This is a genomic window from Buchnera sp. (in: enterobacteria), assembly GCF_056343165.1.
In genome coordinates, this window is record NZ_JBWHTS010000003.1 from 13,780 (window position 1) to 38,827 (window position 25,048).

Annotated in this window: 21 protein-coding genes; 6 read left to right on the plus strand and 15 right to left on the minus strand. The window is 25.4% G+C overall.

Going from position 1 to position 25,048, the window contains the following annotated elements:
• Positions 1–270: 270 nt before the first annotated feature.
• From ACTP5B_RS02320 to mutS, 12 genes are all read right to left on the minus strand, one after another.
• Positions 271–1,131 carry a peptidoglycan DD-metalloendopeptidase family protein gene (locus tag ACTP5B_RS02320; protein WP_464829646.1) on the minus strand — a complete coding sequence of 287 codons (861 nt, stop codon included), beginning with the start codon at positions 1,129–1,131 and terminating at the stop codon, positions 271–273.
• 232 nt (positions 1,132–1,363) lie between these two features.
• Complete coding sequence (gene ispF, locus ACTP5B_RS02325) at positions 1,364–1,849, minus strand: 2-C-methyl-D-erythritol 2,4-cyclodiphosphate synthase (protein WP_464829648.1); 486 nt, start codon at positions 1,847–1,849, stop codon at positions 1,364–1,366.
• 15 nt (positions 1,850–1,864) lie between these two features.
• Positions 1,865–2,575 carry a 2-C-methyl-D-erythritol 4-phosphate cytidylyltransferase gene (gene ispD / locus ACTP5B_RS02330; protein WP_464829650.1) on the minus strand — a complete coding sequence of 237 codons (711 nt, stop codon included), beginning with the start codon at positions 2,573–2,575 and terminating at the stop codon, positions 1,865–1,867.
• Positions 2,576–2,660: 85 nt separating this feature from the next.
• The gene (locus ACTP5B_RS02335; RefSeq protein ID WP_464829651.1) at positions 2,661–2,876 is read right to left on the minus strand and encodes a septum formation initiator family protein; all 216 of its coding nucleotides are present in this window, start codon (positions 2,874–2,876) and stop codon (positions 2,661–2,663) included.
• Between the two features lie 55 nt (positions 2,877–2,931).
• Positions 2,932–3,540, minus strand: coding sequence for an adenylyl-sulfate kinase (gene cysC / locus ACTP5B_RS02340; RefSeq protein WP_464829652.1), 609 nt, complete (start codon positions 3,538–3,540; stop codon positions 2,932–2,934).
• A 1-nt stretch (position 3,541) separates the two neighbouring features.
• Positions 3,542–4,963, minus strand: coding sequence for a sulfate adenylyltransferase subunit CysN (gene cysN / locus ACTP5B_RS02345; RefSeq protein WP_464829654.1), 1,422 nt, complete (start codon positions 4,961–4,963; stop codon positions 3,542–3,544).
• 18 nt (positions 4,964–4,981) lie between these two features.
• A complete protein-coding gene (gene cysD, locus ACTP5B_RS02350; protein WP_464829656.1) occupies positions 4,982–5,890 on the minus strand; it encodes a sulfate adenylyltransferase subunit CysD in 909 nt (302 codons plus the stop codon).
• 49 nt (positions 5,891–5,939) lie between these two features.
• Positions 5,940–7,319, minus strand: coding sequence for a siroheme synthase CysG (cysG, locus tag ACTP5B_RS02355; protein ID WP_464829657.1), 1,380 nt, complete (start codon positions 7,317–7,319; stop codon positions 5,940–5,942).
• Positions 7,320–7,691: 372 nt separating this feature from the next.
• Positions 7,692–8,429, minus strand: coding sequence for a phosphoadenylyl-sulfate reductase (locus ACTP5B_RS02360; RefSeq protein WP_464829659.1), 738 nt, complete (start codon positions 8,427–8,429; stop codon positions 7,692–7,694).
• A 15-nt stretch (positions 8,430–8,444) separates the two neighbouring features.
• Positions 8,445–10,154, minus strand: coding sequence for an assimilatory sulfite reductase (NADPH) hemoprotein subunit (gene cysI, locus ACTP5B_RS02365; RefSeq protein WP_464829661.1), 1,710 nt, complete (start codon positions 10,152–10,154; stop codon positions 8,445–8,447).
• A complete protein-coding gene (locus ACTP5B_RS02370; protein WP_464829663.1) occupies positions 10,154–11,962 on the minus strand; it encodes an assimilatory sulfite reductase (NADPH) flavoprotein subunit in 1,809 nt (602 codons plus the stop codon). The genes cysI and ACTP5B_RS02370 overlap by 1 nt, the downstream gene beginning before the upstream one ends.
• Positions 11,963–12,152: 190 nt before the next feature.
• On the minus strand, positions 12,153–14,576 hold the full coding sequence (gene mutS / locus ACTP5B_RS02375) for a DNA mismatch repair protein MutS (RefSeq protein ID WP_464829665.1): 2,424 nt from the start codon (positions 14,574–14,576) through the stop codon (positions 12,153–12,155).
• Between the two features lie 213 nt (positions 14,577–14,789).
• Here mutS and ACTP5B_RS02380 point away from each other — a divergent pair, with 213 nt between their 5' ends.
• Both ACTP5B_RS02380 and ACTP5B_RS02385 read left to right on the plus strand, forming a co-directional pair.
• On the plus strand, positions 14,790–15,419 hold the full coding sequence (locus tag ACTP5B_RS02380) for a thioredoxin domain-containing protein (RefSeq protein WP_464829667.1): 630 nt from the start codon (positions 14,790–14,792) through the stop codon (positions 15,417–15,419).
• Between the two features lie 92 nt (positions 15,420–15,511).
• Positions 15,512–16,396 carry a 5'-3' exonuclease gene (locus ACTP5B_RS02385; protein WP_464829752.1) on the plus strand — a complete coding sequence of 295 codons (885 nt, stop codon included), beginning with the start codon at positions 15,512–15,514 and terminating at the stop codon, positions 16,394–16,396.
• 37 nt (positions 16,397–16,433) lie between these two features.
• On the opposite strand, the gene yihA is transcribed toward ACTP5B_RS02385, so the two are convergent.
• Positions 16,434–17,051 (minus strand): ribosome biogenesis GTP-binding protein YihA/YsxC, encoded by a 618-nt coding sequence (gene yihA, locus ACTP5B_RS02390; protein WP_464829669.1) that lies wholly within the window; start codon positions 17,049–17,051, stop codon positions 16,434–16,436.
• A gap of 197 nt (positions 17,052–17,248) precedes the next feature.
• On the opposite strand from yihA, the gene typA reads away from it, so the two are divergent.
• Positions 17,249–19,078: a translational GTPase TypA gene (typA, locus tag ACTP5B_RS02395; RefSeq protein ID WP_464829671.1), complete on the plus strand. Its 1,830-nt coding sequence runs from the start codon at positions 17,249–17,251 to the stop codon at positions 19,076–19,078.
• A 113-nt stretch (positions 19,079–19,191) separates the two neighbouring features.
• Here the strand turns inward: typA and gmk are convergent, their stop codons facing one another.
• Together gmk and ygfZ are read right to left on the minus strand one after the other, a co-directional pair.
• Positions 19,192–19,815, minus strand: a complete 624-nt coding sequence (gene gmk / locus ACTP5B_RS02400) for a guanylate kinase (RefSeq protein WP_464829673.1) — start codon at positions 19,813–19,815, stop codon at positions 19,192–19,194.
• Positions 19,816–19,955: 140 nt separating this feature from the next.
• A complete protein-coding gene (gene ygfZ, locus ACTP5B_RS02405) occupies positions 19,956–20,915 on the minus strand; it encodes a tRNA-modifying protein YgfZ (protein WP_464829675.1) in 960 nt (319 codons plus the stop codon).
• A gap of 169 nt (positions 20,916–21,084) precedes the next feature.
• Between ygfZ and prfB the strand changes: the two genes are divergently transcribed.
• The 3 genes from prfB (at position 21,085) to lysA (ending at position 25,023) form a co-directional block, all read left to right on the plus strand.
• A protein-coding gene (gene prfB / locus ACTP5B_RS02410; protein WP_464829676.1) for a peptide chain release factor 2 occupies positions 21,085–22,183 on the plus strand; the annotation gives its coding sequence in 2 pieces (ribosomal slippage) (positions 21,085–21,159 and positions 21,161–22,183; 1,098 coding nt in all).
• A 9-nt stretch (positions 22,184–22,192) separates the two neighbouring features.
• A complete protein-coding gene (lysS, locus tag ACTP5B_RS02415; RefSeq protein WP_464829678.1) occupies positions 22,193–23,713 on the plus strand; it encodes a lysine--tRNA ligase in 1,521 nt (506 codons plus the stop codon).
• 62 nt (positions 23,714–23,775) lie between these two features.
• Positions 23,776–25,023 carry a diaminopimelate decarboxylase gene (gene lysA, locus ACTP5B_RS02420; protein ID WP_464829680.1) on the plus strand — a complete coding sequence of 416 codons (1,248 nt, stop codon included), beginning with the start codon at positions 23,776–23,778 and terminating at the stop codon, positions 25,021–25,023.
• Positions 25,024–25,048: the final 25 nt, after the last annotated feature.

Here is a 25,048-nt window from a genome sequence, read left to right on the forward strand (position 1 = left end):
TTGAATATAAATAAAAATATAAGATTATTTCATTAGTATGATAATACTAATATCATAAATTTTCAAAAAATTTATAACATTCTGAATCTTAAATAAGATTTCATAAAAATTTTATATTAAAATAATCTATTATCTAATTTTTTCTGGATGATTTTTTATATTTTATGAAATGCACTATATATTTTATGAATAAATATAAAATTATAAATATAAATATTTTAATCTTGTAAAATTTATATAGTTTATTTTAAATTTTTAAAATATAATCAATTAAATATTTTTATTAATTTTAGGTAAAATATTCAATGGATTAATAGATTTTCCTAAATAACGTATTTCAAAATAAAGTTGTGCTAAATGAGTGTCAGATGACAAACCCATTGTAGCAATTTGCTGTTGTTTATAGACCTGATCTTTTTCTTTTACTAAAACTGAATTATTAAAAGCATAAATACTAAGATAATTTTTATTATGTCTAATAATAATCAATCGACCATATTTTTTAAATAAATCACTAACAAATACAACTTCGCCTGTAGCAGCAGCAAAAACTGGTTGTCCTTTAAAACCAGAAATTTCTATTTTTTTATCGTCTAATTTATCATTATAAAAATATTTCATATGTTTGTTTTTAACAGGCCAATTCCAATCATTAGAAAAATAAAAAGATTTTAAATTCGAAGAATTATTATTTTCTTTCAATTTATTACTGCAAAAAAAACATATTTCATTTAACTTTGTATTATTCTTTAAAAAATTTTTGATGTTCAAAGGTGTTTTAAAAATTAACTCACAGGCACTATAATTTTTTTTAGTGCTATTTTGTACGCTTGTAATAAAACAATTATTTTTTTTTGTATTAATTAAAAAATCTCCCATCCATATTTTTTGACCTACAATTATTTTGTAAGGTTTTTTAATAAAATTAAATTTAGACAATTGATGAAAATTGTGACCAGAGTTTTTAGAAATCGAATAAAGAGTATCTTTTGATTTTACAATATAAAAAATCTTAAATCGATTCTCTTGAAAAAAACCAATAAAATTTTCATTGCGAATAACAATTTCTGGTCTTTTTAAAAAAAAATTTTTTTTATACTTTAAAAATCTAAAACATTCATTTTTATTCAAAAATAAAAAATTTTTTGTATTTTGTTTGATAAAATAGAAATTAGAATTATTCTGGTAATTGATAGATAATCCTAATACTAAATTATTAAAAAAAAATAATAAAAATATTAAAAAAAATAATTTAAATAAAAAAAATTTTAGCTGCATTAATTTTATCCGTTTAATTTTAAAAAATAAATTTCTTACGTAATATTTTTTACACATCTAAAAAATTCAAAAATATACTTTTTATTTAAATATATTTTTTACTTTTTATAAGCATTGCAATTGCTTGACAAGCAATTCCCTCTTTTCTGCCAATGCATCCTATTGTTTTAGAGCTTGTAGACTTAATGCTAATATTATTCAATTCAGTATTAAGATCTAATGATAAATTTGATCTCATAAAAAATATATAAGGTAACATTTTAGGATCTTCTGCAATAATAGTAATATCAATGTTACATATGTCATAGTTTTGCAATTTAATTTTTTTCCAAATTTTTCGTAATAATATTCTGCTATCAATATTTTTATATAAGTCACTATTACTTGGGAAAAAAGTGCCAATATCACCTAATGCAGTAGCACCTAATAAAGCATCTATCAGAGCATGTATTAATAAATCACCATTAGAATGAGCAATTAAACCCGTATGATGCGGAATCAAAACACCACCGATAATTAATGGTTTTATACTTCCAAAAGAATGAAGATCAAAACCATAGCCAATTCTCATGATAATACCTCTTTTTTATTCATCTACATTATTTTTTAAATAGAAATTTGCAAGAATAAGATCTTCAGGCCAAGTAATTTTAATATTTCTACAACTTCCTACTATTAACCATGGGTTATATCCACAATATTCTAACGCCGATGCTTCGTCTGTGATGTTAATTTCATCTTTAATAGTTTTTTTCAAACAATCTTTGAGCAAATTCATTTGAAATAACTGAGGAGTTAAAGCATGCCATAAATTCTTTCTATTTACAGAACATAATACTTTTTCTTGTTTTGAATTGCTATATTTGATAGTGTCAGATACAGGACGGGCTAAAATAGCACCTACTGGATTTTTTTTAATAATAGATATTAATTTCTCTAAATCTTTATAACTCAAACACGGACGAACTGCGTCATGTACTATCACCCAATCTACATTTTTTGCTGCTATTAATCCTGATAAAACTGAATCAATTCTTTTTTTGCCACCAATTACAGAAATAATACGAGAATTAGAAGATATAGGTAATTTATGAAAGCAATTATCTTTTTGATTTAAACTTACAATAATACGAACTATATTGGGATGTAATAATAACGTTGTTAAAGTATGTTCAAGAATAGTACGATTTTGAATTTTTATATATTGTTTTGGTAAATCTATTTGCATTCTACTACCTATTCCAGCAGCAGGTACAACAGCTATAATTTTGGGTGAAAAAAAATTATACAAGATCATTTTATATCCAAGATAACACCATAAAAAATTTTATTAGAAATTTAATATAAAGAAAATTTTCTATTTAAAACAAATCATATAAATGTTATTTTTCTTTTTTATTGTCATTAAGATGATTATTGAAATTTTTAATCTCTAAGATTATTTGATTATTACGTATATCAAGAGATTCATTATTTTTTTTTTGTATTGCAACTTTTTTATATATTTTTATATAATCTAAAATACCATTTTTCCCTAACCAAAGAGAATATTGCAACCAAAAAAGTAAAAATAACAAAAATATTTTTAGTATCTTCATATTTTACTCTAAAAAATAATTTTGTTTAAATAAAGATTTTTATCATGAAAATACATTAATCCGTTCTCAAGCAAGATATAACATGATGATCATATAAAATCTTTATTATTTTTTTCAGGTTATTATCTAAAGATTCTGTGCCATTTAAAAGAATATCAGGTTTGTTAGGAATTTCATACATAGATTGCACGCCTGTAAAATTAGATATTTCTCCAGTACGAGCTTTTTTATATAATTTTTTAGGATCTCGTAATTCACAGACATCAATCGGTGTATCAACAAAAACTTCTAAAAAATTTTCTTTTCCTAACATTTTGCAAATCATTTCTCTTTGATATTTATAAGGACAAATAACTGACACTAATGTTATCATACCAGCGTCTAGCATTATTTTAGTTACTTCTCCAATACGTCTAATGTTTTCATCCCTATCAACAACACTAAAACTTAAATCAGAACACAAACCAGACCTGATATTATCTCCATCTAATAAATAACTATTAATTCCATTCTTGAATAGAATCTTTTCCAAAAAATTAGCTATAGTTGATTTTCCTGAACCTGAAAGTCCAGTAAACCATACCGCAATAGATTTATGATTATTTTTTTTTTCACGTTTTACACGTGTAATTGAATATCTTTGCCAAACAATATTATTTTTCATTTTAATTAAAAACCTTCTTTTTCAAAAGTTTCGGTATATTCCAGTGCGGAAAATATCGAGAAATTAAATCATGAAAATCTGACTCAAAATCTTTCTTATTATTATAAAATATCTTTTCTTTTTTTTCTAAACTATTTACAATCATTCCAGCACCGACTGTGATGTTTGTTAAAAGATCAATAAAAATCATATTACCTGTCATTCTATTTTCTTTATAATTATCAAAAATCATAGGTTCACTAAAAATAATTTTCACTCGACCAATACTATTTAAACCAAGAGAATCACTTGTTAATTTTTGTAAAGTGTTAATATCTATCTTAAATAAAATTTCTTTTATATAAACTCGTATTTTCTTGCTAGACAATTTCACATTGTATGATTGTCCTGCTAATAAAATATTTTCTGTCATCCAAACAATATCAATAATAGATTCTGTAGAAGGTTGTAAAAGTGAATCAACATTTACAAAAAAATCACCACGATTAATATCTATTTCATCTTTTAAAACTATTGTAATAGATTGACCAATTTCTGCTTTTTTTAAGTTTTTTTTAAAAGTTACAATACGAGAAACATGAGATTTTATATTTGCGGGTAATATTTTGATAGGTTGTCCAGTATGAATTTCACCGGATAGTAGTATTCCAGAATATCCACGAAAATTTGAATTAGGACGATTGATGTATTGAACTAAAAATCTAATTTCTTCTACATTAGTACTACTTTTAATTTTTATAGTTTCTAATAAACTTAGCAATGTTAAACCTTGGTACCAAGGCATCAATTTTTTTTTACAAACAATATTTTCACCAAGTAATGCTGATATTGGAATAAAAAAAATATTCAAATCACTTGGAAGTTTTTTAGAAAAATGTAAAAAGTTTTTTTTAATATTTAAAAATATTTCTTTTTTATAGTCTACTAAATCCATTTTATTAACAGCAACAATTAAGTTTTTTATGCCTAATAAACTAGAAATAAAACTATGTCGGTAAGTCTGTTCTGATAATCCTTTTCTAGCATCAACTAACAAAATAGACAAATCACATGTAGAAGCCCCTGTCACCATATTACGAGTATACTGTTCATGACCAGGTGTATCTGCAATAATAAATTTTCTTTTATCTGTAGAAAAATAACGATAAGCCACATCAATTGTAATTCCTTGTTCACGTTCTGATTGTAATCCATCCACTACTAGTGCAAGATCTATTTCAGATCCTTGCGTTCCATGACGTTTACTATCATTTTTTAAAGAAAATAATTGATCATCATAAATGTGCTGTGTATCATGTAACAAACGACCAATTAATGTACTTTTCCCATCATCTACGCTCCCGCATGTTAAAAATTTTAATAAAGTTTTTTTCTGTTGAAAATCAAACCATTTCTTAAAATTATCTTTTATATTAATATTCATTTTTTAAACTTCTCTTTTTTAGAAATAACCTTGTCTTTTTTTGAATTCCATGGAACTTTTTTGATCATAATCAATAGCTCGTCCAGTTCGTTCACTTGTTTTTACTATTAACGTTTCTTTAATTACGTCTTCAATATTTTTAGCTTCTGATTCAACTGGATTAGTTAAAGGCCAACAACCTAATGTGCGAAATCTAATCATTTTTTCTTTTATGACCTCATTAGAATTTATTTTAATACGATTATCATCAATCATAATTAACACTCCATTTCTTTCTAATACTGGACGCAGAGCAGCAAAATAAAGAGGAACAATTTCAATTTTTTCCATAAAAATATATTGCCAGATATCTAATTCAGTCCAGTTTGAAAGCGGAAAAACACGGATATTTTCTCCCTTGTTAATTTGACCGTTATAGTTCCACCATAACTCGGGACGTTGTTTTTTTGGATCCCATTGATGAAATACATCACGAAAAGAATAGATGCGCTCTTTAGAGCGTGATTTTTCTTCATCTCGTCTAGCACCACCAAATGCAGCATCAAAACCATATTGATTTATAGCTTCTTTTAATCCTTCTGTTTTCATAATATCTGTATACTTACTACCTCCATATTGAAAGGGATTCAAATTTAATGATTTTCCTTTTGAATGAGAGTGAACTATTAATTCTACTTTTGAAGTACGAGCAACGTAGTCTCTGAAAAGATACATTTCTTTAAATTTCCATCCAGTATCTATATGTAACAAGGGAAATGGTATTGAACTAGGATAAAAAGCTTTTTTTGCTAAATGCAACATCACTGAAGAATCTTTTCCAATAGAATATAACATTACGGGATTTTCAAATTCTGCAACTACTTCTCTCATTATATAAATACTTTCTGATTCTAATTGACGCAAATGAGTAATGTTTTTTTTAAACATCATTTTCCCTTAAATTAACTGTACTGAAAAAATGTATTTTAAATGTCATTTAATACATTTTATTTTGAAACCAGGCTAGTTTTTTATGTAAATTAACAACATCTCCAATAATCAATAAAGATGGAGTTATAGTGTATTTTATAATATTCTCAATATCGTTCAAACATCCTATCGTAACTTTTTGATCAACAGTAGTTCCTTTTTCAATAATAGCAATTGGTGTTAACTTCGATCGGCCGAATGTAATAAGTTTTTTAGCAATATATATAGCTCGGAAGGTTCCCATATATATGACTAAGGTATAAGAGGAATCACATAGAATTGACCAATTATTCGAAAAACCATCAGTAGACTTATGTCCAGTAATAAATATAACACCTTGTGCATATTTGCGATGTGTCAGGGGTATTCCAGTATAAGCTGAAATACCAGTTGCAGAAGTAATGCCCGGTACAACTTGAAAATTAATACCTGCATTTTTTGCAGCTTCTATTTCTTCCCCTCCTCGTCCAAAAATAAAAGGATCTCCTCCTTTTAAACGTACTACTTTTTTCCCTTGTTTTGCTAGAAATATCAACAATTTAATAATTTTATCCTGAGTAATATTTTTAAAACCAGCACGTTTTCCAACACATATGCATTTTGCATCACGACGAATTAAATTTAACACATCTTCAGAAACTAAATAATCATATAAAACAACATCTGCTTGCTGTAATATTTGTAGTCCTCTTAAAGTTAATAAACCACTATCTCCTGGTCCAGCACCTACTAAAATAATTTCACCTGTTAATAAATTATTTTTATGCATATTCTGTTTTAAAATATTAATTGCTTGTTCTTTTTTTCCATTAAGAATATGTTCAACAAAAATACTTGTAAATAACTTTTCCCAAAATCGACGTCTTTCTAAAAAATTAGAAAAATGTTGTTTAATTGCTGATCTCCACTTACCAGCAACTTTAGCAACATCGCCTAATTTTATCGGCAAAATAGCTTCAATTTTTTCACGTAATAAACGCAATAATACGGGAGCAGTACCACCAGAAGAAATAGCTATAATTATAGGAGAACGATCGATAATAGAAGGGAAAATAAAAGAGCACTTTGATTTATTGTCAACAATATTGACTAATAAAGAACGCTCATTACATTTTTTAAATATATATTCATTTAATTTTTCATCATTTGTAGCTGAAATAACTAAAAAAATTTTTTTTAAATAAACTAAATCGAATGTTTTAGATAACCAATTTATTTTTTTCTCATGTAAAAGAAATTTTATTTCCGCACATAATTCTTTAGCAATAACATTAATTTTAGCTTTAGCACGAAGTAATAGTTTAATTTTATTAAAAGCTACTTCTCCAGCACCAATGACTAAAATATTTTTAGATTTTAAATCTACAAAAATAGGAAGATAATTCACAGCAACCTTATTTAAAAAAATTTATTAGTAAAAAACGTCATGAAACTTATCTTATAATTGAAATACTAAGAATATTAAAAAAATTTATTTTATATAAATAAAATTTTTAAAAAGTATGTATTTATTACATAAAAAAGTATAAAAGATATATTTTTAAGAAAATATTTTTAATGATTGAAATATTATTGTACTAAAAATTTTTATTATTCTAAAATAAGAAAAAATCATTAAAAAGAAATTTACATGTAAAATAATTTATGATTTATAGATTAAATCATTTGCAAAATAAATAATTTATGATTTTCTTGATTATAAAAAATCATGTAATTTTCTAGGGTAAAAATTTTGCTAATAATTTTAAAACTATTTAATTTAATTCTCGTGTAAACCACATTCACGTTTTAAACCAAAAAAACGAGTTTCTTCTTCTGACATACCAGGCATATGTTTTTTAGTCGTATGAGTATCGCCCACAGATAAATATCCATTCTGATATAAAGGATGAACATGTAAGTTATTTTTTTTGATATAATTATCGATTTGATTGTTCGACCAATCGAGTATCGGTAATATTTTAAATATTCCCTTTTGCACAGAAAGATATGATAATGCACTTCGACTTTTTGATTGATCAAAACGCAATCCAGCAAACCATGTTTTTACTGATAATTTATTCAAGGCAAAATTCATTGGCTGTACTTTGTTCATATTATTATAAAAATTAATTCCCTCTATTCCTTTTTCCCATAATTTTCCATATCGTGCTTCCTGCCAAGCTGGAGATATTTTAGATCTAAAAACTTTGAGATTCAAACTCAACTTATTAGTTAACGTATCAATAAAATCATATGTTTCTGGAAATAAATAACCTGTATCAATTAATATAACAGGAATATCAGGTTTTTGTTTAGTTACAAGATGTAATAATACTATTGATTGAATACCAAAACTAGATGATATGATTTGTATATGAGGTAAATTTTTTAATGCCCAAGAAATACGCTCTTCTGCAGAAAAATTTGATATCTCAAAATTAGCTTCTGATAGTATTTTATTTTTTTTTTTAGAATTTAATAGATTATTAATATCTTTAATGTGAAATATAGACATTATGTTTTCTCCATATTAACTCCAGAAATCATTAATAGGATTAATAATTTCTTTAACAAAATTTTTTCTAATAACAAAATCTCCAAAATCTTCTTGTTTTTTTCGTTCATTAGACCAGGCTTTAATCAAATATTTTAAATGAATTAATATTTCTTTTTCAGTTATATTTTCTTTGTAAATTTTTGGAATGCGATTTCCTATCCGACTTCCACCTATGTATAAATTATATCGCCCAATAGATTTTCCAATTAAACCAATTTCAGCTAATAAAGATCTACCACAACCATTAGGACATCCAGAAACACGTAAAATTATACTCTCTTTTTCCACACCATATTTTAACATGATATTTTCTAATTGAGTAATAAAATAAGACAACATACGTTCCGCTTCAGCCATTGCTAAAGGACAAGTAGGAAACGAAACACAGGCCATAGAGTTTTGTCGTAAATTACTAATTTTATTTTTTAATCCATGCGATAAAGCTATTTTTTCTATTTGATCTTTATTTTTTTCAGATACTTCAGAGATAATTATATTTTGATTAGATGTAATTCTAAAATTACCATCATGAATTTTTGCGATTTTTAATAATCCAGATTTAAAAGATGTATTATTGTCATCATATATACGACCATTTTGCACAAACAATGTTAAACTCCAATTATTATTAATATCTTTAATCCAACCAAATCTATCTCCTCTGCTAATGAAATTGTAATTGCGGATTGGTTCAAAATTAAAATTTGCTCGTTTTTCAATTTCTTTTTTAAAAGCAGACAAACTAAAATTATTTATAGTATATCTAGTTTTAGCATTTGCACGATCAGTACGATTTCCCCAATCTCGTTGAGTAGTTACTATAGCCTGAGCAATAGATAAAACTTTATCTATTGGAACATAACCTATTTCTTTTGCAAGAAATGGCCACGTCTTTCTATTTCCATGAATAAAAGATAATCCTCCACCAATTAATACATTAAAACCAATAATTTTTTCATTTTCAGCAATAACAATAAAATTCATATCATTGGCATATAAATCTACATCATTATATGGTGGAATTACTACTGTTGTTTTGAATTTTCTGGGTAAGTATGTTTTCCCTAATATAGGTTCTTTCTCAGTAGTAATAATTTTTTTCTGATCTAACCAAATTTCTGCATAAGCTCTGGTGCGAGGCAATAAAAAATCTGAAATTTTCTGTGCCCATTCATAAGCTTGTTGATGAATGAAAGATTCCAAAGGATTTGATGTGCAAAGTACATTTCTATTTACATCATTAGCGGTACCCAAAGAATCTAATCCTATACTGTGTAACATTTTATGTGCATCTTTTAAACGTTTTTTTAAAATACCATGAAATTGAAAAGTTTGACGATTAGTTAATCGAATAGTTCCATATAATGTATATTTTTTAGCAAAGTAATCAATTTTTAACCATTTTTTTGCTTGTATAACTCCTCCGGGTAATCGACAGCGAAGCATCATTGCATAGCGTGGTTCTAGTTTTTGTTGATTGCGTTCTAAACGTATATCACGATCATCTTGCTGATACATACCATGAAATCGGATAAGTGAAAAGTTATCTCCACTAAAACCATTAGTAATCTCATTTTTTAAATCATCAACGATTGTGCCTCGAAGGTAATTACTATTTTCTTTAATACGTTCAGCATCAGTTAACTTTTTTTCTAAAACCATCTTAATGTATTTTTTTTTCATTAGTATACATCTCTTTTATAACGTTTTTTTAAACGAAGATCATTTAAAAATTCATGAGAATTTTCAAGGTTTAATCCGCTATTTTGAATAATAATATCTAATAATGATTTTTCAACATCTTTTGCCATTTTAGAAGCATTTCCACAAACATATATTTCGGCTCCTTCTTGTATCCAAGACCATATTTCTTTTCCATTTTCTCTTATTTTATCTTGCACATATATTTTATTTTCTTGATCTTTTGACCAAGCTAAATGCATATTGGTAATAAGTCCTTTTTTTATGTATTGTTGCCATTCTGTTTGATATAAAAAATCTTCAGTAAAATTAGGATTTCCAAAAAAAATCCAATTTTTCCCCTGAGATCCATCATTATCTCTTTGCTGCATAAAAGCACGAAAAGGAGCAATTCCTGTACCTGAACCAATCATTATTATTGGAGTGTTTTGATTAGAAGGTAATCTAAAATTATTATTAGATTCAATAAAAATATTAATTGTATCATCAGGTTTTAGAGATTGTGAAAGATAACCAGAAGCGCCTCCCAAATATAAACAACCAGAAATTAACTTTTTCACAACTCCAACTGTAATATGAATTTCATCATAAATTTCTGCTTGCGACGAAGAAATAGAATATAATCTAGGTGTCAATGGGCGAAGTAAACTGATTAATTGTTCGGAAGATAATTTTGATGGATGATCATTTATCATTTTAATTAAAGGTGTTTGAATGGTATAGTTTTCTAAACTAACATCATCAGATACAATATTTTTTAAAAATTGATTGTTTGCAAAACTTGCGTATTTTTGAACAATTTTTTTAGTATTAGTTGTTAATTCGAAATTATTTTTCAAAGCATCAAAAATTGTAATAACATTATTTTTAAGTTTAATTTTCTCAAAAATATTGATAGAGAGTAATTCTAATATATTTTTCACTAAATCAGTATTGTTTTTATACCAAACACCAACTGCATCACCAGGTATATAATTAATATTCAAATTACTAATATCAATTTCAATATGACGAACATCTTTCTCAGAATTACGACCAGTAATTTTTTGATTTGTTAAAATCACAGCCGTAGCAGGATTTGTTTTATTATAAATAGATTTTAAAAATTTAGACTTATCTTCTTTTTTCAAATTTAAAAAAGAAGATTCTGGAGTTATTTTTTGAAAATTATTAATCGATACCAATAAATCTTGAGACCATTGATTATAATCATCTTCATATTCAATATCAGCATCAAATCGATTTAATAAAGGATTTCCACCTAACTCTTTGAATCTATTATCAAAATCTTTCCCTGCTTGACAAAAAAGATTATAGGATGTATCTCCTAAACCAAAAATACTATAATGTAAATCATTCAATTTAGGTGCATGTTTTGACATTATAAATTTATATAAAGATAATGCTTCTTCTGGAGGCTCACCTTCACCTTGAGTAGAAATAATTAAAATTAATATTTTTTCATTTTTTATTTTTTTAAATTTATAATCAATCGCATTAATTAAAAGACTTTTTTTGTTATTTTTATTAAAATACTGATAAAGACGTTCAGACAATAATTTTGCATTACCGGTTTGAGAAGCAGAAATAATCGTAATAATTTGTTCCTGATTATTTGATTTATTTTTTTTAACAGATGTTGTATTAGACGTTTGATTTGCGATTTTCCAAAAATAACCTGACAACCAAGCACTTTGAATATCAGTACAAGTGCTTTCAAGTTGTTTTAAATTATTTAATTGTTCTGGGTTTAATGGAAGTAACAAATCAAACATATTTTCATTTTTCATTATACTAAATATCCAAATTTTATTACATTAAAAAACTATATTATTAATAGAATATAATTTACATAAAACATTTATATTTTAATCTTAATTTAGCAATCAAATTAAAATTTTATATAAAATTATTTATTTTCAAAATTTTAAACAAATAATTGACTTAATGTCTTAAGCATGAACAAACTGTTAAAAAATATTAAATACTTTCTAGTTCTTTCAATTTTATTTTTGCATTTTGTATAACACTATTCGGTAATCCGGATAACGAAGCAACAGATATACCATAACTTTTATTTGATATACCATTTTTAATTTTATATAAAAAAGCTATATAAGAATTAGTTTCAACAGCAGTAAAATGAAAATTCCTTACAAATTTTTCTGTCGATTCTAATTTTGTTAATTCAATAAAATGAGTAGATAAAAGTATCATAGATTGGTTCTTATTAATTAAATGTTTAGAACATGACCAAGCTAAAGATAAACCCTCATTTCTTGCAGTTCCTCTACCTAACTCATCAATTAAAACTAAACTATTAGATGTTGCATTATGAAGAATATTAGACATTTCTGTCATTTCCATCATAAATGTCGAAAATCCATTGCTCAAATCATCTGCAGCACCAATTCTTGTGAAAATTTTATCAATTGAACCAATCAAAGCATATCTGGCAGGGACAAAACTACCTGTCCAAGCCATTATTACAATAAGAGCAATTTGACGCATATAGGTACTTTTTCCACCCATATTTGGACCGGTTATAATAAGCATTCTTTGTTTTTTTGACAAAACAACAGAATTACTTATAAACGGTGTCTTTAAAAAACATTCAATAACCGGATGACGACTATCTAATAAAGAAATACCATATTTTTTAGTCATTATAGGGCACACATAATTTAAAGATATAGAACGTTCGGATAAATTTACTAGAACATCTAATTCTGATAGTGCTAATGCACTACTTTGTAATTTTTCTAAAAAAGGTTCTATAAAATCAAAAATTTCTAAATATAATTTTTTTTCTAAAAATAAAGATTTAATTTCTGAATTAGAAACTTTTTTTTCATATTCTTTTAATAAAGGAATACTGTAACGCTCAGTATTTTTTAATGTTTGTATTTTTATATAATGTTGGGGGACTAAATAAGCATGACGTTTACTTACCTGAATATAATAACCAATGATTTTATTAAATCTGATTTTCAACGATTGAATCATTAATTTTTTTTTTTCTTGTTCTTCAAAATTGTTAATGTATTTTTTAGAGTTGATTTTAATAGATCGCAATTCATCTAGTTGAATATTATAAAATGAAGCTATTACACCTCCATCTCTAATAGATCTAGATGGTTTTGAACTAATTGCTTTTTTTAATAAAAACAAAATTTTATTAAAATATCCAATAGAAAGGCGTATTTTTTGTATATGTTTGAACTTTATTTTTTTCAAAATTAAATGTAAATTCGGTAAAATTTCTAGTGTAGAACGCATTCGTATAAAATCATGAGGTGAGGCAGTACGTAAAGCTAAACGAGAATAAATTCTTTCTAAATCATTAACTTGACGAAGAATAGGTTGTAATTCTTTATAAAAAGATTGTAAAAACTTAACACTTTCATGACGATTTCTAACTACTGTAAAATTTTTTAATGGAGAGTTTAACCAACGGTTTAACATCCTACTACCCATAGATGTAACTGTTTTATTTAATATTGAAGATAGAGTATTTTTTTTTTCTCCTGAAATATTCTGAGTAATTTCTAAACTTTTTCGTGTGCTAAAATGCATGAAAATATGATCTTTTATATAATTATATTTCAACTCACGAATATTAGGCAAAACAGTCATCTGCATTAATTTAACATATTGCAGCAAACAACCAGCAGCACGTATTACAAAATTATCTTTTTCTATGCCAAATCCATTTAAACTATAAGTATTAAATTGTAAATTAAGTAATTTGAATGATGTATCTAAATCAAATTCTAATAATGAACGTTTTCGAATACATTTTCTTTTTTCAATTAAAAAAATATCTGAAAAATTTTCTGGATAAAGTATTTCTTTAGGGTTTGTACGTTCAATTTCTGATAGTAAATCACTAGTGTGAAAAAATTTAGACACACCAAAAAAACCTAAAGAAACATCTAAAATAGAATATCCAAACTGATTATTCTCCTTCCAAATAGCAGCTATGAAATTATCTTCATTTTCATCAAGAAACGCTTCATCTGTAATGGTCCCGGGAGTAATTACACGCACTACTTTGCGCGAAATCAATTTATTTTTATGATTAGTGCTGTTTTCTTGATTACATATTGCAATAGACTCACCTAATTTTACAAGTTTGGATAAATAATATTCTGATTTATCACACGGAACTCCAGCCATAGGTATAATTTTATTATCTGAATACCCCTTTTTTGTTAAAGTAATTTTTAATAATTTAGAAATACGTTCAGCATCTTTATAAAATAACTCATAAAAATCACCCATTTGATAAAAAAGTAACATGTCAGGATATTGCGATTTCAAGGATAAATACTGTCTTATCATTGGAGTATGGTTCTCGATATTAGCATCTATCTTGTCTTTTTTTTCATATTTTTTTTTCATAATATAAAATTCATAATTCTCTACTTCACAAGTAATATTAAATCTAAATAATATTAAAACTATAATACATTTATAGTAATATATATATTAGTAATATATACAATATCTTAGCAATATATATAGTATTTTACTTTTATATACATTATATTATTTAAAGATCACTTTTATAATAATTAATTATATAAAAAATAAAAAAACAATTAGGTGATCAAAATGAAAAAAAAATTAATTATTTTATGGATTCTTATTTTATCTTGCAATATTTCTGCTTATGAATTTGAAAATGGGAAAGAATATACTACAAAAAATAAAATCATATCTGATATCCCTAATGTAATAGAATTTTTTTCATTTTTTTGTCCATATTGTTATGAATTTGAAAAAACACATAATACAAAATATTTAATCAAAAATAATATTAAAAAAGATATAAATTTTCAAATTTATCATGTGAATTTTTTAGAGGAAGAGTTAAGCGCTATTTTAACTAAATCTTGGATAATAGCACAACAAATGGGAATTGAAAAAAAAATAATTTTACCCATTTTCAAGGGCATTCAGGAAACTCATACAATTAATAATATTAATAATATTAAAAAAATATTTAAAACAGAAGCAGGTGTCAGTGAAAGAAAATTTAATAGTTTCTGGAATAGTTTAACAATTGAAGTATTGGTTAAAAAACAACAAAAAGATATTCAAAAATCTAATTTAGAAAATATTCCAACAATGCTTATCAATGGGAAATATGTAATCGATTATTCAAAAATAGAAGAGATTTTTAAAGATAGTTTTTCTCAAAAATATATTGATTTAATTAAATTTTTGATAAATAAAAAATAAATTATTTTTAATGTTCATCATTTTTTATTAAAAAGTATATTTTAAGATAAAAATATTTATAAAAAAGAAAAAACATGAATGGAATAAACCACATAAATCACATAGAAAATCAACCTGTTATAATAATAGATGGAAGTTTATATTTATATTCATCTTATTACGGATTTCCCAATTTAAAAAATACTGCAGGAAAACCATTTGGAGCAATATATGGAATGTTAAAAATGATAGACAATATTTTAAGAAAATATCATAATTCAAAAAAAATTGTTATTGTATTTGATTCATCTCAAAAAACATTTAGAAAAAAAATATTTGAAGAATATAAAAAAAACAGACCACCTATGCCAAATGAACTATCTGTTCAAATTGCGTCTCTTTTTAAAATACTCAAGAAAATTGGTATTAAAATATTAACTATTCCAGGAATAGAAGCAGATGATATTATCGGAAGTTTATCTCATAAATTAGAGAAAAAAGGAGAAAAAATATTAATCATAAGTCATGATAAAGATATGCTCCAACTTGTAACAAAAAATATTAATATTTTTAACAAAAAAGATAATCGTATTATCACACCAAAGATAATCAAAGAAAAATATGGTATTAAACCTAAAGAATTTATTGATTTTTTAGCCTTAAAAGGAGATGTTTCTGATAACATTCCAGGAGTCCCTAAAATTGGCATTAAAACTGCATTATTTTTACTAAATAAATTTTCTAATATTAAAAATATTTATAATAATCTCGAAAAAATACAATTTTTACCATTTCGAAATGCTAAAAATATTGCAATGGAATTAAAAAGCAATAAAGAAATAGCTTTTCTTTCATATAAATTAGCAAAAATAAAATTAGATATTCCAATTAATATCGATTCAAAAGAAATGATTTTAAATAGATACTATTCTAAAAATATATTTCAAATTTTTAAAAAAAATATTTTTAATTCAAAAGAGAACAAAAAAATTTTGTAATAACTAAACTATATCAATAATATTTTATTAGACATCATTATTTATTTAAAATAAGATAATTGTTATACCAGTTATTTAAAACTGATTTTAACTTTTTGATACCAATTGCCTTATAAGATGAAAATAATATAACTTCAAAAAACTCTAAAAAATAATTTAGTTGCTTATATACTATATTAAATTGATTTTTTTGTTGACTTGTTTTGAGCTTATCACATTTAGTCAATAATACTAATATAGAAACTTTTTTATACAAAGCTATATCGATTATTTTTTGATCAAGTTTTTTTAATGGATATCTAATGTCCATAAGAAACACAAAACCTTTTATTTGTTTACGTTTTTCTAAATAATCATATAGCGTTTTTTGCCATTTCTCTCTAATTAATAAAGGTGCTTTTCCATAACCGTATCCAGGCAGATCAACTATTCTCAAACCTGAAACTACTTCGAAAAAATTAATTAATTGAGTTCTTCCGGGAGTTTTACTAGAACGAGATAATTTTTTTTGATTCGTCAATGAATTAATAGCACTAGATTTTCCTGAATTGGAGTAACCAACAAATGCAATTTCAATACCATCTTGAATTTCTATATCAGTTGTTTTCGTATAACTTTTTAAAAAAATTGTTTTATTATAGTCTAATGAGCTCAAAATTTAATCCTGGTTATTAAAGATATAAAAAATTAACTAAAAATTTTTTAACTTCCATAATTATAAAGAAGTATTTTATATGTATTTATAAAATTTAGCATATAAATACTATTTCCTCAATAATGAATCTCGTCTTTTAATACTATCTAAAATCAGTCCGTAATACGTCTGATTATTACTATTTTAAAGGGAAAAAAATGCATTATAATATAAGAAACATTGCCATTATAGCACATGTTGATCATGGAAAAACTACGTTGCTTGATCAACTGTTACAACAATCAGGCACATTTGAAAAACATGAAGAAAAAACTGAAAGAATTATGGATTCTAACGATTTAGAAAAAGAACGAGGCATCACAATTTTATCTAAAAACACTTCTATAAAATGGAAAAACTATAAAATAAATATAGTAGATACTCCTGGTCATGCTGATTTCGGTGGTGAAGTAGAGCGTGTAATGTCTATGGTAGACTCGGTTCTTCTGGTCGTGGATGCTTTAGATGGACCCATGCCACAAACACGATTTGTAACTAAAAAAGCATTTAAATATGGTTTAAACCCTATAGTTGTTATCAATAAAATTGATAGAATTAATTCTCGTCCTGATTGGGTAGTAGATCAAGTTTTTGATCTTTTTGTTAATCTTGATGCAAATGATCAACAACTTGATTTTCCCATTATCTATACATCTGCCGTTCTTGGCACAGCAGGAACAGATTATTTAAAAATGCAAAATGATATGATTCCATTATATGAAGCTATTATTAAATACGCTCCAGCTCCTAATGTTGATCCTAACCAAAAATTTCAAATGCAAGTCTCACAACTTGATTATAATAATTATTTGGGAGTTATCGGAGTTGGTCGTATTAAACAAGGATCTGTTAAACCTAATGATCAAGTTGTGATTATTAATAATTGCGGGAAAAATCGTATTGGAAAAGTGAATAAAGTTTTAAATTATTTAGGATTAAAAAGAATGGAAATACGTCAAGGATTCGCCGGAGATATAATTGCTATTACAGGTTTAAATGAACTGAAAATTTCTGATACAATCTGCGATCCAGATAATTTAAAATCTCTACCAGAATTAATTATAGATGAACCAACAGTAAATATGTTTTTTTCAGTAAATACCTCGCCTTTTTCAGGTAAAGAAGGAAAATACATTACATCTCGTCAGATTTTAGAACGATTAAAAAAAGAAACTATGCATAATGTTGCCTTACAGGTAAAAGAAACAAAAGATGCAAATATTTTTTCAGTTTCAGGACGAGGTGAATTACATTTATCTATATTAATTGAAAATATGCGTCGTGAAGGATTTGAGTTGCAAGTTTCTCGTCCAAAAATTATTTTTCGTGAAATAAACGGAGTAAAAAAAGAACCATTTGAAAATGTAACTCTAGATATTGAGGAAAAACATCAGGGAAATATTATGCAGTTTATAGGCATGAGAAAAGGTGAATTAAAAAATATGATTATGGATTCTAAGGGAAGAGTACGTCTAGAATATATATTATCGAGCAGAGCATTAATTGGTTTTCGTGCAGAATTTATGAGTATAACTTCTGGAACAGGACTTTGTTACTCATCTTTTAGTCACTATGCCGATCTCCAGAAAAATAATATTGGACAAAGAAAAAATGGAGTTTTAATATCTAACAGTATGGGTATGGCAGTTAGTTTTTCTTTGTTTAATTTGCAAGAAAGAGGAAAATTATTTATAGGACATGGAGCTCAAGTATATGAAGGACAAATAATAGGACTTCATAATCGTTCTAATGATTTAACAGTTAATTGCTTAATTGGGAAAAAACTAACTAATATGAGGGCATCTGGAACAGATGAAGCAATAGTTTTAACAACTCCTCTTAATTTAACATTAGAAGAAGCGATAGGGTTTATAAACGATGATGAACTAGTAGAAGTGACACCTAATTCTATACGATTACGTAAATTTTACTTAAAAGAAAATGAAAGAAAAAGAGCTAATCGCAATAAAAATACTAATTTAAAATAGAAAACATGAATTAAAAATTCAACATATTTAATCTCACTGTTCTAATTATATAATTCTATTTATTAAATAGAATTATATAAAATTATTTTAAAATTATTTAAAATTTTACAAAATTAACGTTTTAATAAATTAGAAATTAATACGCTATATTTTTGCTTCTGATGAAATAAGCATAAATGTTCGGCGGTAATGATCGTCGTTAAATCATTGACTGCGCGTTTGAAATCATCATTAATAATCAAATAATCATATTCTGAATAATGTTGCATTTCATCTACTGCTTTTTCCATTCTACTAGCAATTACTGTATCACTATCTTGTCCTCTTTCTCTTAATCTTTTGTATAGTATATCTTTAGATGGAGGCAATAAAAAAATACTTTTAGATTCTGGCATTTTATATTTAATTTGCCTAGCTCCTTGCCAATCAATATCAAGAAAAACATCAATTCCAGAAAGTAACATTTTTTGGATACATTCACGCGAAGTCCCATAATAATTACTAAATACTTTAGCGTATTCCAAAAAATATTCTTGTTTAATCATGATTTGAAATTCCTTTTTTGATATAAAATAATAATGTTTTCCATGTAATTCACCGGGTCGTATAATTCTAGTAGTATGAGAAATAGATACCTGAAACTGATACAAATTTTTTAATTCTAGCAATCCTCGAATTAAACTAGATTTTCCTGTTCCACTTGGTGCTGAGATAATAAAAAGAATACCTTGAGACATGATATTTTAAAGATAGTTCCGTCTGAAATTATATAAAAAATATTTTTTCTTAATGAGATACAATAAAAATTGTATTTTTCAAAGTATAAAAATATAAATAAAAAAGATAACATTAATATTACTAACGTTAATATCACTATCTAATTTTTTATTAAAAAAATGTTTTTAAATCCATATATTCTAAATAGATTATTTACATTTACAGTTTTACGCAAAACCACCTGTATATAAATTTTTTCAAATTTAACATGAACTATCGATAATAAAAAACCAATTTTAAACCATTTACTGTTTATTTGAGTTTCAATAAACGAACCTATTTTAGGAGAAATATTCCCTGTACTTATTAAAAAAGATAAAAAATATTTATTTATTTTTTTAAAAAAAATTCGCGCTATTGTTTCTTGTCCATAATAACATCCTTTTTTAAAACTTATAGCTTTAAGCTTATCTAAATTAATTGCCTGTGGTGTAAATTTTTTAGAACATGTTTTATCAATAATAGGAAATCCAGCTTCAATATCTAATGATAACCATTGTTTACTATTATTAAAAAATATATTTTTATTAATATTTTTTTTAAAAAATAAAAAATCCGAAAAAGACAAAACTAATATAAACCGCTCCAATGGTTCTCTATACCATAATATGGTTCTATTATTTTCATGAACTACTGGACAGTTTTTATTTGGCATCTTAATAAAAAAATCTGCTAAAAATAATTTAACATTTAATCCCGCAAACCCTATTAAACAAATATTGTTTAGTTCATGAAATTTCACTTTTGAAAAAATAGAATACTTTTTAATTTCTTCAATTTGAATTGAAGAAATGCTTTTACGTTGAATGTAACCATAACCTTTTTCATAATGAAACAAACGCATAGTACTTGAAACCTTTCCGTTAAAATTACAATGCGCACACAGTGCATGATGAGTCTCAGATAATAAATTCATATCAATAGTCAACTGACTTTGTAGATATTTTTTACTATCAGAACCTTCAACATACGTCATAGACCATTCTTCAAGTAATATCATTGTCAATGATAATTCATGTGAAGGATAGACACAATTCTGAAATGATATAAATGATGACATTGTTTTTATTCCTAAAATATATTTCATAAATGTTATATAAAATTAAAATAAATGTACCTATTTAATTAAATAGATATAATAAAAAATATAATTTTTACATATTATAAAAAGAACTATTGAAAAAATTAAATATTTTTTATTCAACTAACAACAGAAGAACTGTAAACATATGTTAGAAATAAACATGATAACTAATCAAATTAAAAATTTTAAAAATCGGATAAAAGATCTCAAGAGGTACCTTTGACTATAACAAAAAAGAATTTCGCCTTGCAGAAATTAATTTAGAATTATTATCACCTAAAATATGGCAGAATCAAATATCTATTAAAAAGCTCAATAAAGAAAAATATTTATTAAATTCTTTTATTAAAAATATTAATAAAATAGAAAAAAATATTGAAGAAGTAATTATTTTTTTAGAATTAGCAGTAGAAACAGAAGATCATCTAATATTTCAAGACTGTTTAATAGAAATACAAAAAATAGAAAAAAAAATTAAAAAAATTGAATTTTATCGTATGTTTTCAAAAAAAAATGACAATTGTAATTGTTATATTGATATACAATCTGGTTCAGGAGGAACAGAAGCTCAAGATTGGTCTAAAATGTTACTTAGAATGTATTTAAGATGGGCTGATAAAAAAAGATTTCAGACAGAAATTATCCATGAATCTATCGGAGAAATAGTTGGAATTAAATCCTCAACTATTAAAGTAACTGGACAATATGCTTTTGGTTGGCTAAGGACGGAAACAGGAATACATCGTTTAATTAGAAAAAGTCCTTTTGATTCAGGGAAACGACGTCATACTTCTTTCAGTTCGGTTTTTATATATCCTGAATTAGATAACAAAATTCATATAAACATCAATCCTTCTGATTTAAGAATTGACGTTTATAGAGCATCTGGAGCTGGAGGTCAACATGTTAATAGAACAGAATCAGCAGTTCGAATTACTCATTTACCAACAAATGTTGTCACTCAATGTCAGAATAATCGCTCTCAACATAAGAATAAAGAACAAGCGATAAAACAAATGAGATCAAAACTATACGAAATAAAAATGAGAGAAAAAAAACAAGAAAAAAAAAGATTAGAAGAAAACAAATCAGATATAACCTGGGGAAATCAAATACGCTCATACATATTAGATAATTCACAAATTAAAGATCTTCGTACTGGTGTTCAAAAGAATAACGTTCAATTTGTTTTAGATGGTGGACTAGATGATTTTATTGAACAAAGTTTAATTATGGGATTATAAGGAATAAAAATGTCAGAAGAAAAAAAAGAAAAAGATTATGATCATAGTGTTTTTGATAACGAAATAAAAAGCAGAGAAAAAAAATTCATTAACATGAGAAATGCAGGATTTTCTTTTCCGAATAATTTTAAAAAAAATATTACTTCAAAAAAAATTCACCAAAAATATCAAAAAAAAGATAATGATGAACTTAAAGTATTAAAAATAGAAGTTTCTATTGCTGGTCGTATGATACAAAGACGTATTATGGGAAAAGCTTCTTTTTTCACTCTAAAAGACATGGAAGGACAAATACAAATTTATGTAAATGAAAAAAATATTTCATCTGATTTTTATAGCAATCATTTTAAAAAATGGGATATTGGAGATATTTTAGGCGTAAATGGAATATTGTTTAAAACTAAAACAGGAGAACTATCTGTTTATTGTCATAATATAAATATACTTAATAAATCATTAAAACCATTACCAAATAAATTTCATGGTTTATCTAATCAAGAAATACGTTATCGAAAAAGATATCTCGATTTAATTAGCAACAAAAAATTGCATAATATTTTCAAACAACGATCTAATATTATAATGGCAATCCGCAATTTTATGATAGAAAATGATTTCTTAGAAGTAGAAACTCCAATGTTACAGAATATTCCTGGCGGGGCAAATGCTCGTCCATTTATTACTTATCATAATGAAATTAACGCTAAGATGTATTTGAGAATAGCTCCGGAATTGTATTTGAAAAAATTAATTATTGGCGGTTTCGAACGTATTTTTGAACTCAATAGAAATTTTCGTAACGAGGGAGTGTCAGCTCGACACAATCCAGAATTTACTATGATGGAAGCATATATTGCATATTCTAATTATGAAGATATGATGACATTGATAGAAAATCTTTTCAAGAGCATTACAAGATTTCTTTTTAAAAATAATAAAGTTCAATTTCGTAATAATAACTTTGATTTTAGTAAACCGTTTCATAGAATAACTATGAAAAATGCTATTCTTCAATTTAATCCGACAATTGTATTATCTGATTTGAACAATTTTGATAAAATCAAACAATATGCAAAATCTATAGGTATAAAAGTGGAAAAAAAATGGGGAAAAGGTCAAATAGAAAATGAAATTTTTGAAAAAACAGTAGAAAAAAAATTAATTCAACCAACTTTTATTACTCAATATCCAGTAGAAGTGTCTCCATTAGCAAGACGCAATGATATTAATTCAGATATAACTGATAGATTCGAATGTTTTATTGCTGGATATGAAATAGGAAATGGATTTTCAGAATTAAATGACGTAGAAGACCAAAAAATGCGATTTTTAAATCAAATTGAAAAATCCAATAAAAAAGACAACAAAAATATTTTTTATGATAAAGATTATATAGAAGCATTAAAGTATGGTTTACCACCAACATCAGGTTTAGGAATTGGAATAGATCGTTTAATTATGATCTTGACTAATCAAATTAGTATTCGTGACGTAATTTTATTTCCTACACTTCGTTCTTTAAAAAAATAATTTTCATGAATTATAAGATAAATTTTAATAACATGATTCATAAAAATTTAACGAGATATAAAATGCCACAACTTTTAAATAATACTGAAAACAACCTTAATACAAAAACAATTAAAGATCTAATAAAAAAATATCAACCTCCATTCTGGGTTTATGATTCTGACATCATCTATAAAAAAATTAAATTACTAAAAAAATTTGATGTTATTAGATTTGCTCAAAAATCTTGTTCAAACATTAATATATTAAAACTGATGAAAAAGAAGAATATTAAAATAGATGCTGTTTCATTGGGCGAAATCGAAAGAGCTTTGTTATCTGGATTTAAACCAAATACAAATGATATAATTTTTACTGCGGATATTTTAGATCAAGAAACATTATATAAAGTAATTAATTATAAAATACCAGTAAATGCTGGCTCTTTAGATATGTTGAAGCAATTAGGGGAAGTTTCACCAGGTCATCATGTTTGGTTGAGAATTAACCCAAGATTTGGATATGGGCATAGCAAGAAAACTAATACTGGAGGAGAGAATAGCAAACATGGAATATGGGAACCTGAACTAGCTATACCGATTATAAAAAAATACAAGTTAAAATTAATAGGTTTGCATATGCATATAGGTTCAGGAGTAAATTATGTGCATTTAAAAAAAGTATGTCAATCTATGATTAAATATGTTTTACAATTAAATCAAAACATATCATCCATATCTGTTGGTGGGGGATTACCTATACCTTATAAATTTAGTGAACAACCTATTGATATAAAAAAATACTTTATGTTATGGGATATAGCAAGAAATAAAATATCTAAATTTTTAGGAAAAAAAATTCAATTAGAAATTGAACCGGGAAGATTTCTAGTTGCAGAATCAGGAATTTTAATTTCCAAAGTATGGGCGGTAAAAAAAACGGGTAATAAAAACTTTACTTTAGTTGATGTGGGATTCAATGATTTAATGAGACCGGCTATGTATGGTAGCTATCATCATATATCCGTTATTTCTGGAGATAATAGACATATCAATGAAAAAGAAACTATCGATACCGTTGTTGCAGGTCCTTTATGTGAATCTGGAGATATTTTTACGCAAAAAGAAGGAGGAACAGTCCAAACTAGAAAATTACCCATTATAAAAATAGGAGATTATTTGATTTTTCATGATACAGGGGCTTATGGTGCTGCAATGTCATCTAATTATAATACAAGACCACTGATCCCGGAAATATTAATAAAAAAAAATCGTTCGATCCTTATTCGAAGACGTCAAACAATTGAAGAAATATTAGATTTAGAAAAATAGTTTTTTTGAACATAAGGAAATAATC

Bases quoted from the DNA above. Each gene is read 5' to 3' on its own strand.
- ispF (WP_464829648.1), bottom strand. From the start codon at position 1,849: ATGAGAATTGGCTATGGTTTTGATCTTCATTCTTTTGGAAGTATAAAA.
- ispD (WP_464829650.1), bottom strand. From the start codon at position 2,575: ATGATCTTGTATAATTTTTTTTCACCCAAAATTATAGCTGTTGTACCT.
- ACTP5B_RS02335 (WP_464829651.1), bottom strand. From the start codon at position 2,876: ATGAAGATACTAAAAATATTTTTGTTATTTTTACTTTTTTGGTTGCAA.
- cysC (WP_464829652.1), bottom strand. From the start codon at position 3,540: ATGAAAAATAATATTGTTTGGCAAAGATATTCAATTACACGTGTAAAA.
- cysN (WP_464829654.1), bottom strand. From the start codon at position 4,963: ATGAATATTAATATAAAAGATAATTTTAAGAAATGGTTTGATTTTCAA.
- cysD (WP_464829656.1), bottom strand. From the start codon at position 5,890: ATGTTTAAAAAAAACATTACTCATTTGCGTCAATTAGAATCAGAAAGT.
- ACTP5B_RS02360 (WP_464829659.1), bottom strand. From the start codon at position 8,429: ATGTCTATATTTCACATTAAAGATATTAATAATCTATTAAATTCTAAA.
- cysI (WP_464829661.1), bottom strand. From the start codon at position 10,154: ATGAAAAAAAAATACATTAAGATGGTTTTAGAAAAAAAGTTAACTGAT.
- ACTP5B_RS02370 (WP_464829663.1), bottom strand. From the start codon at position 11,962: ATGAAAAATGAAAATATGTTTGATTTGTTACTTCCATTAAACCCAGAA.
- mutS (WP_464829665.1), bottom strand. From the start codon at position 14,576: ATGAAAAAAAAATATGAAAAAAAAGACAAGATAGATGCTAATATCGAG.
- ACTP5B_RS02380 (WP_464829667.1), top strand. From the start codon at position 14,790: ATGAAAAAAAAATTAATTATTTTATGGATTCTTATTTTATCTTGCAAT.
- typA (WP_464829671.1), top strand. From the start codon at position 17,249: ATGCATTATAATATAAGAAACATTGCCATTATAGCACATGTTGATCAT.
- gmk (WP_464829673.1), bottom strand. From the start codon at position 19,815: ATGTCTCAAGGTATTCTTTTTATTATCTCAGCACCAAGTGGAACAGGA.
- ygfZ (WP_464829675.1), bottom strand. From the start codon at position 20,915: ATGTCATCATTTATATCATTTCAGAATTGTGTCTATCCTTCACATGAA.
- lysS (WP_464829678.1), top strand. From the start codon at position 22,193: ATGTCAGAAGAAAAAAAAGAAAAAGATTATGATCATAGTGTTTTTGAT.
- lysA (WP_464829680.1), top strand. From the start codon at position 23,776: ATGCCACAACTTTTAAATAATACTGAAAACAACCTTAATACAAAAACA.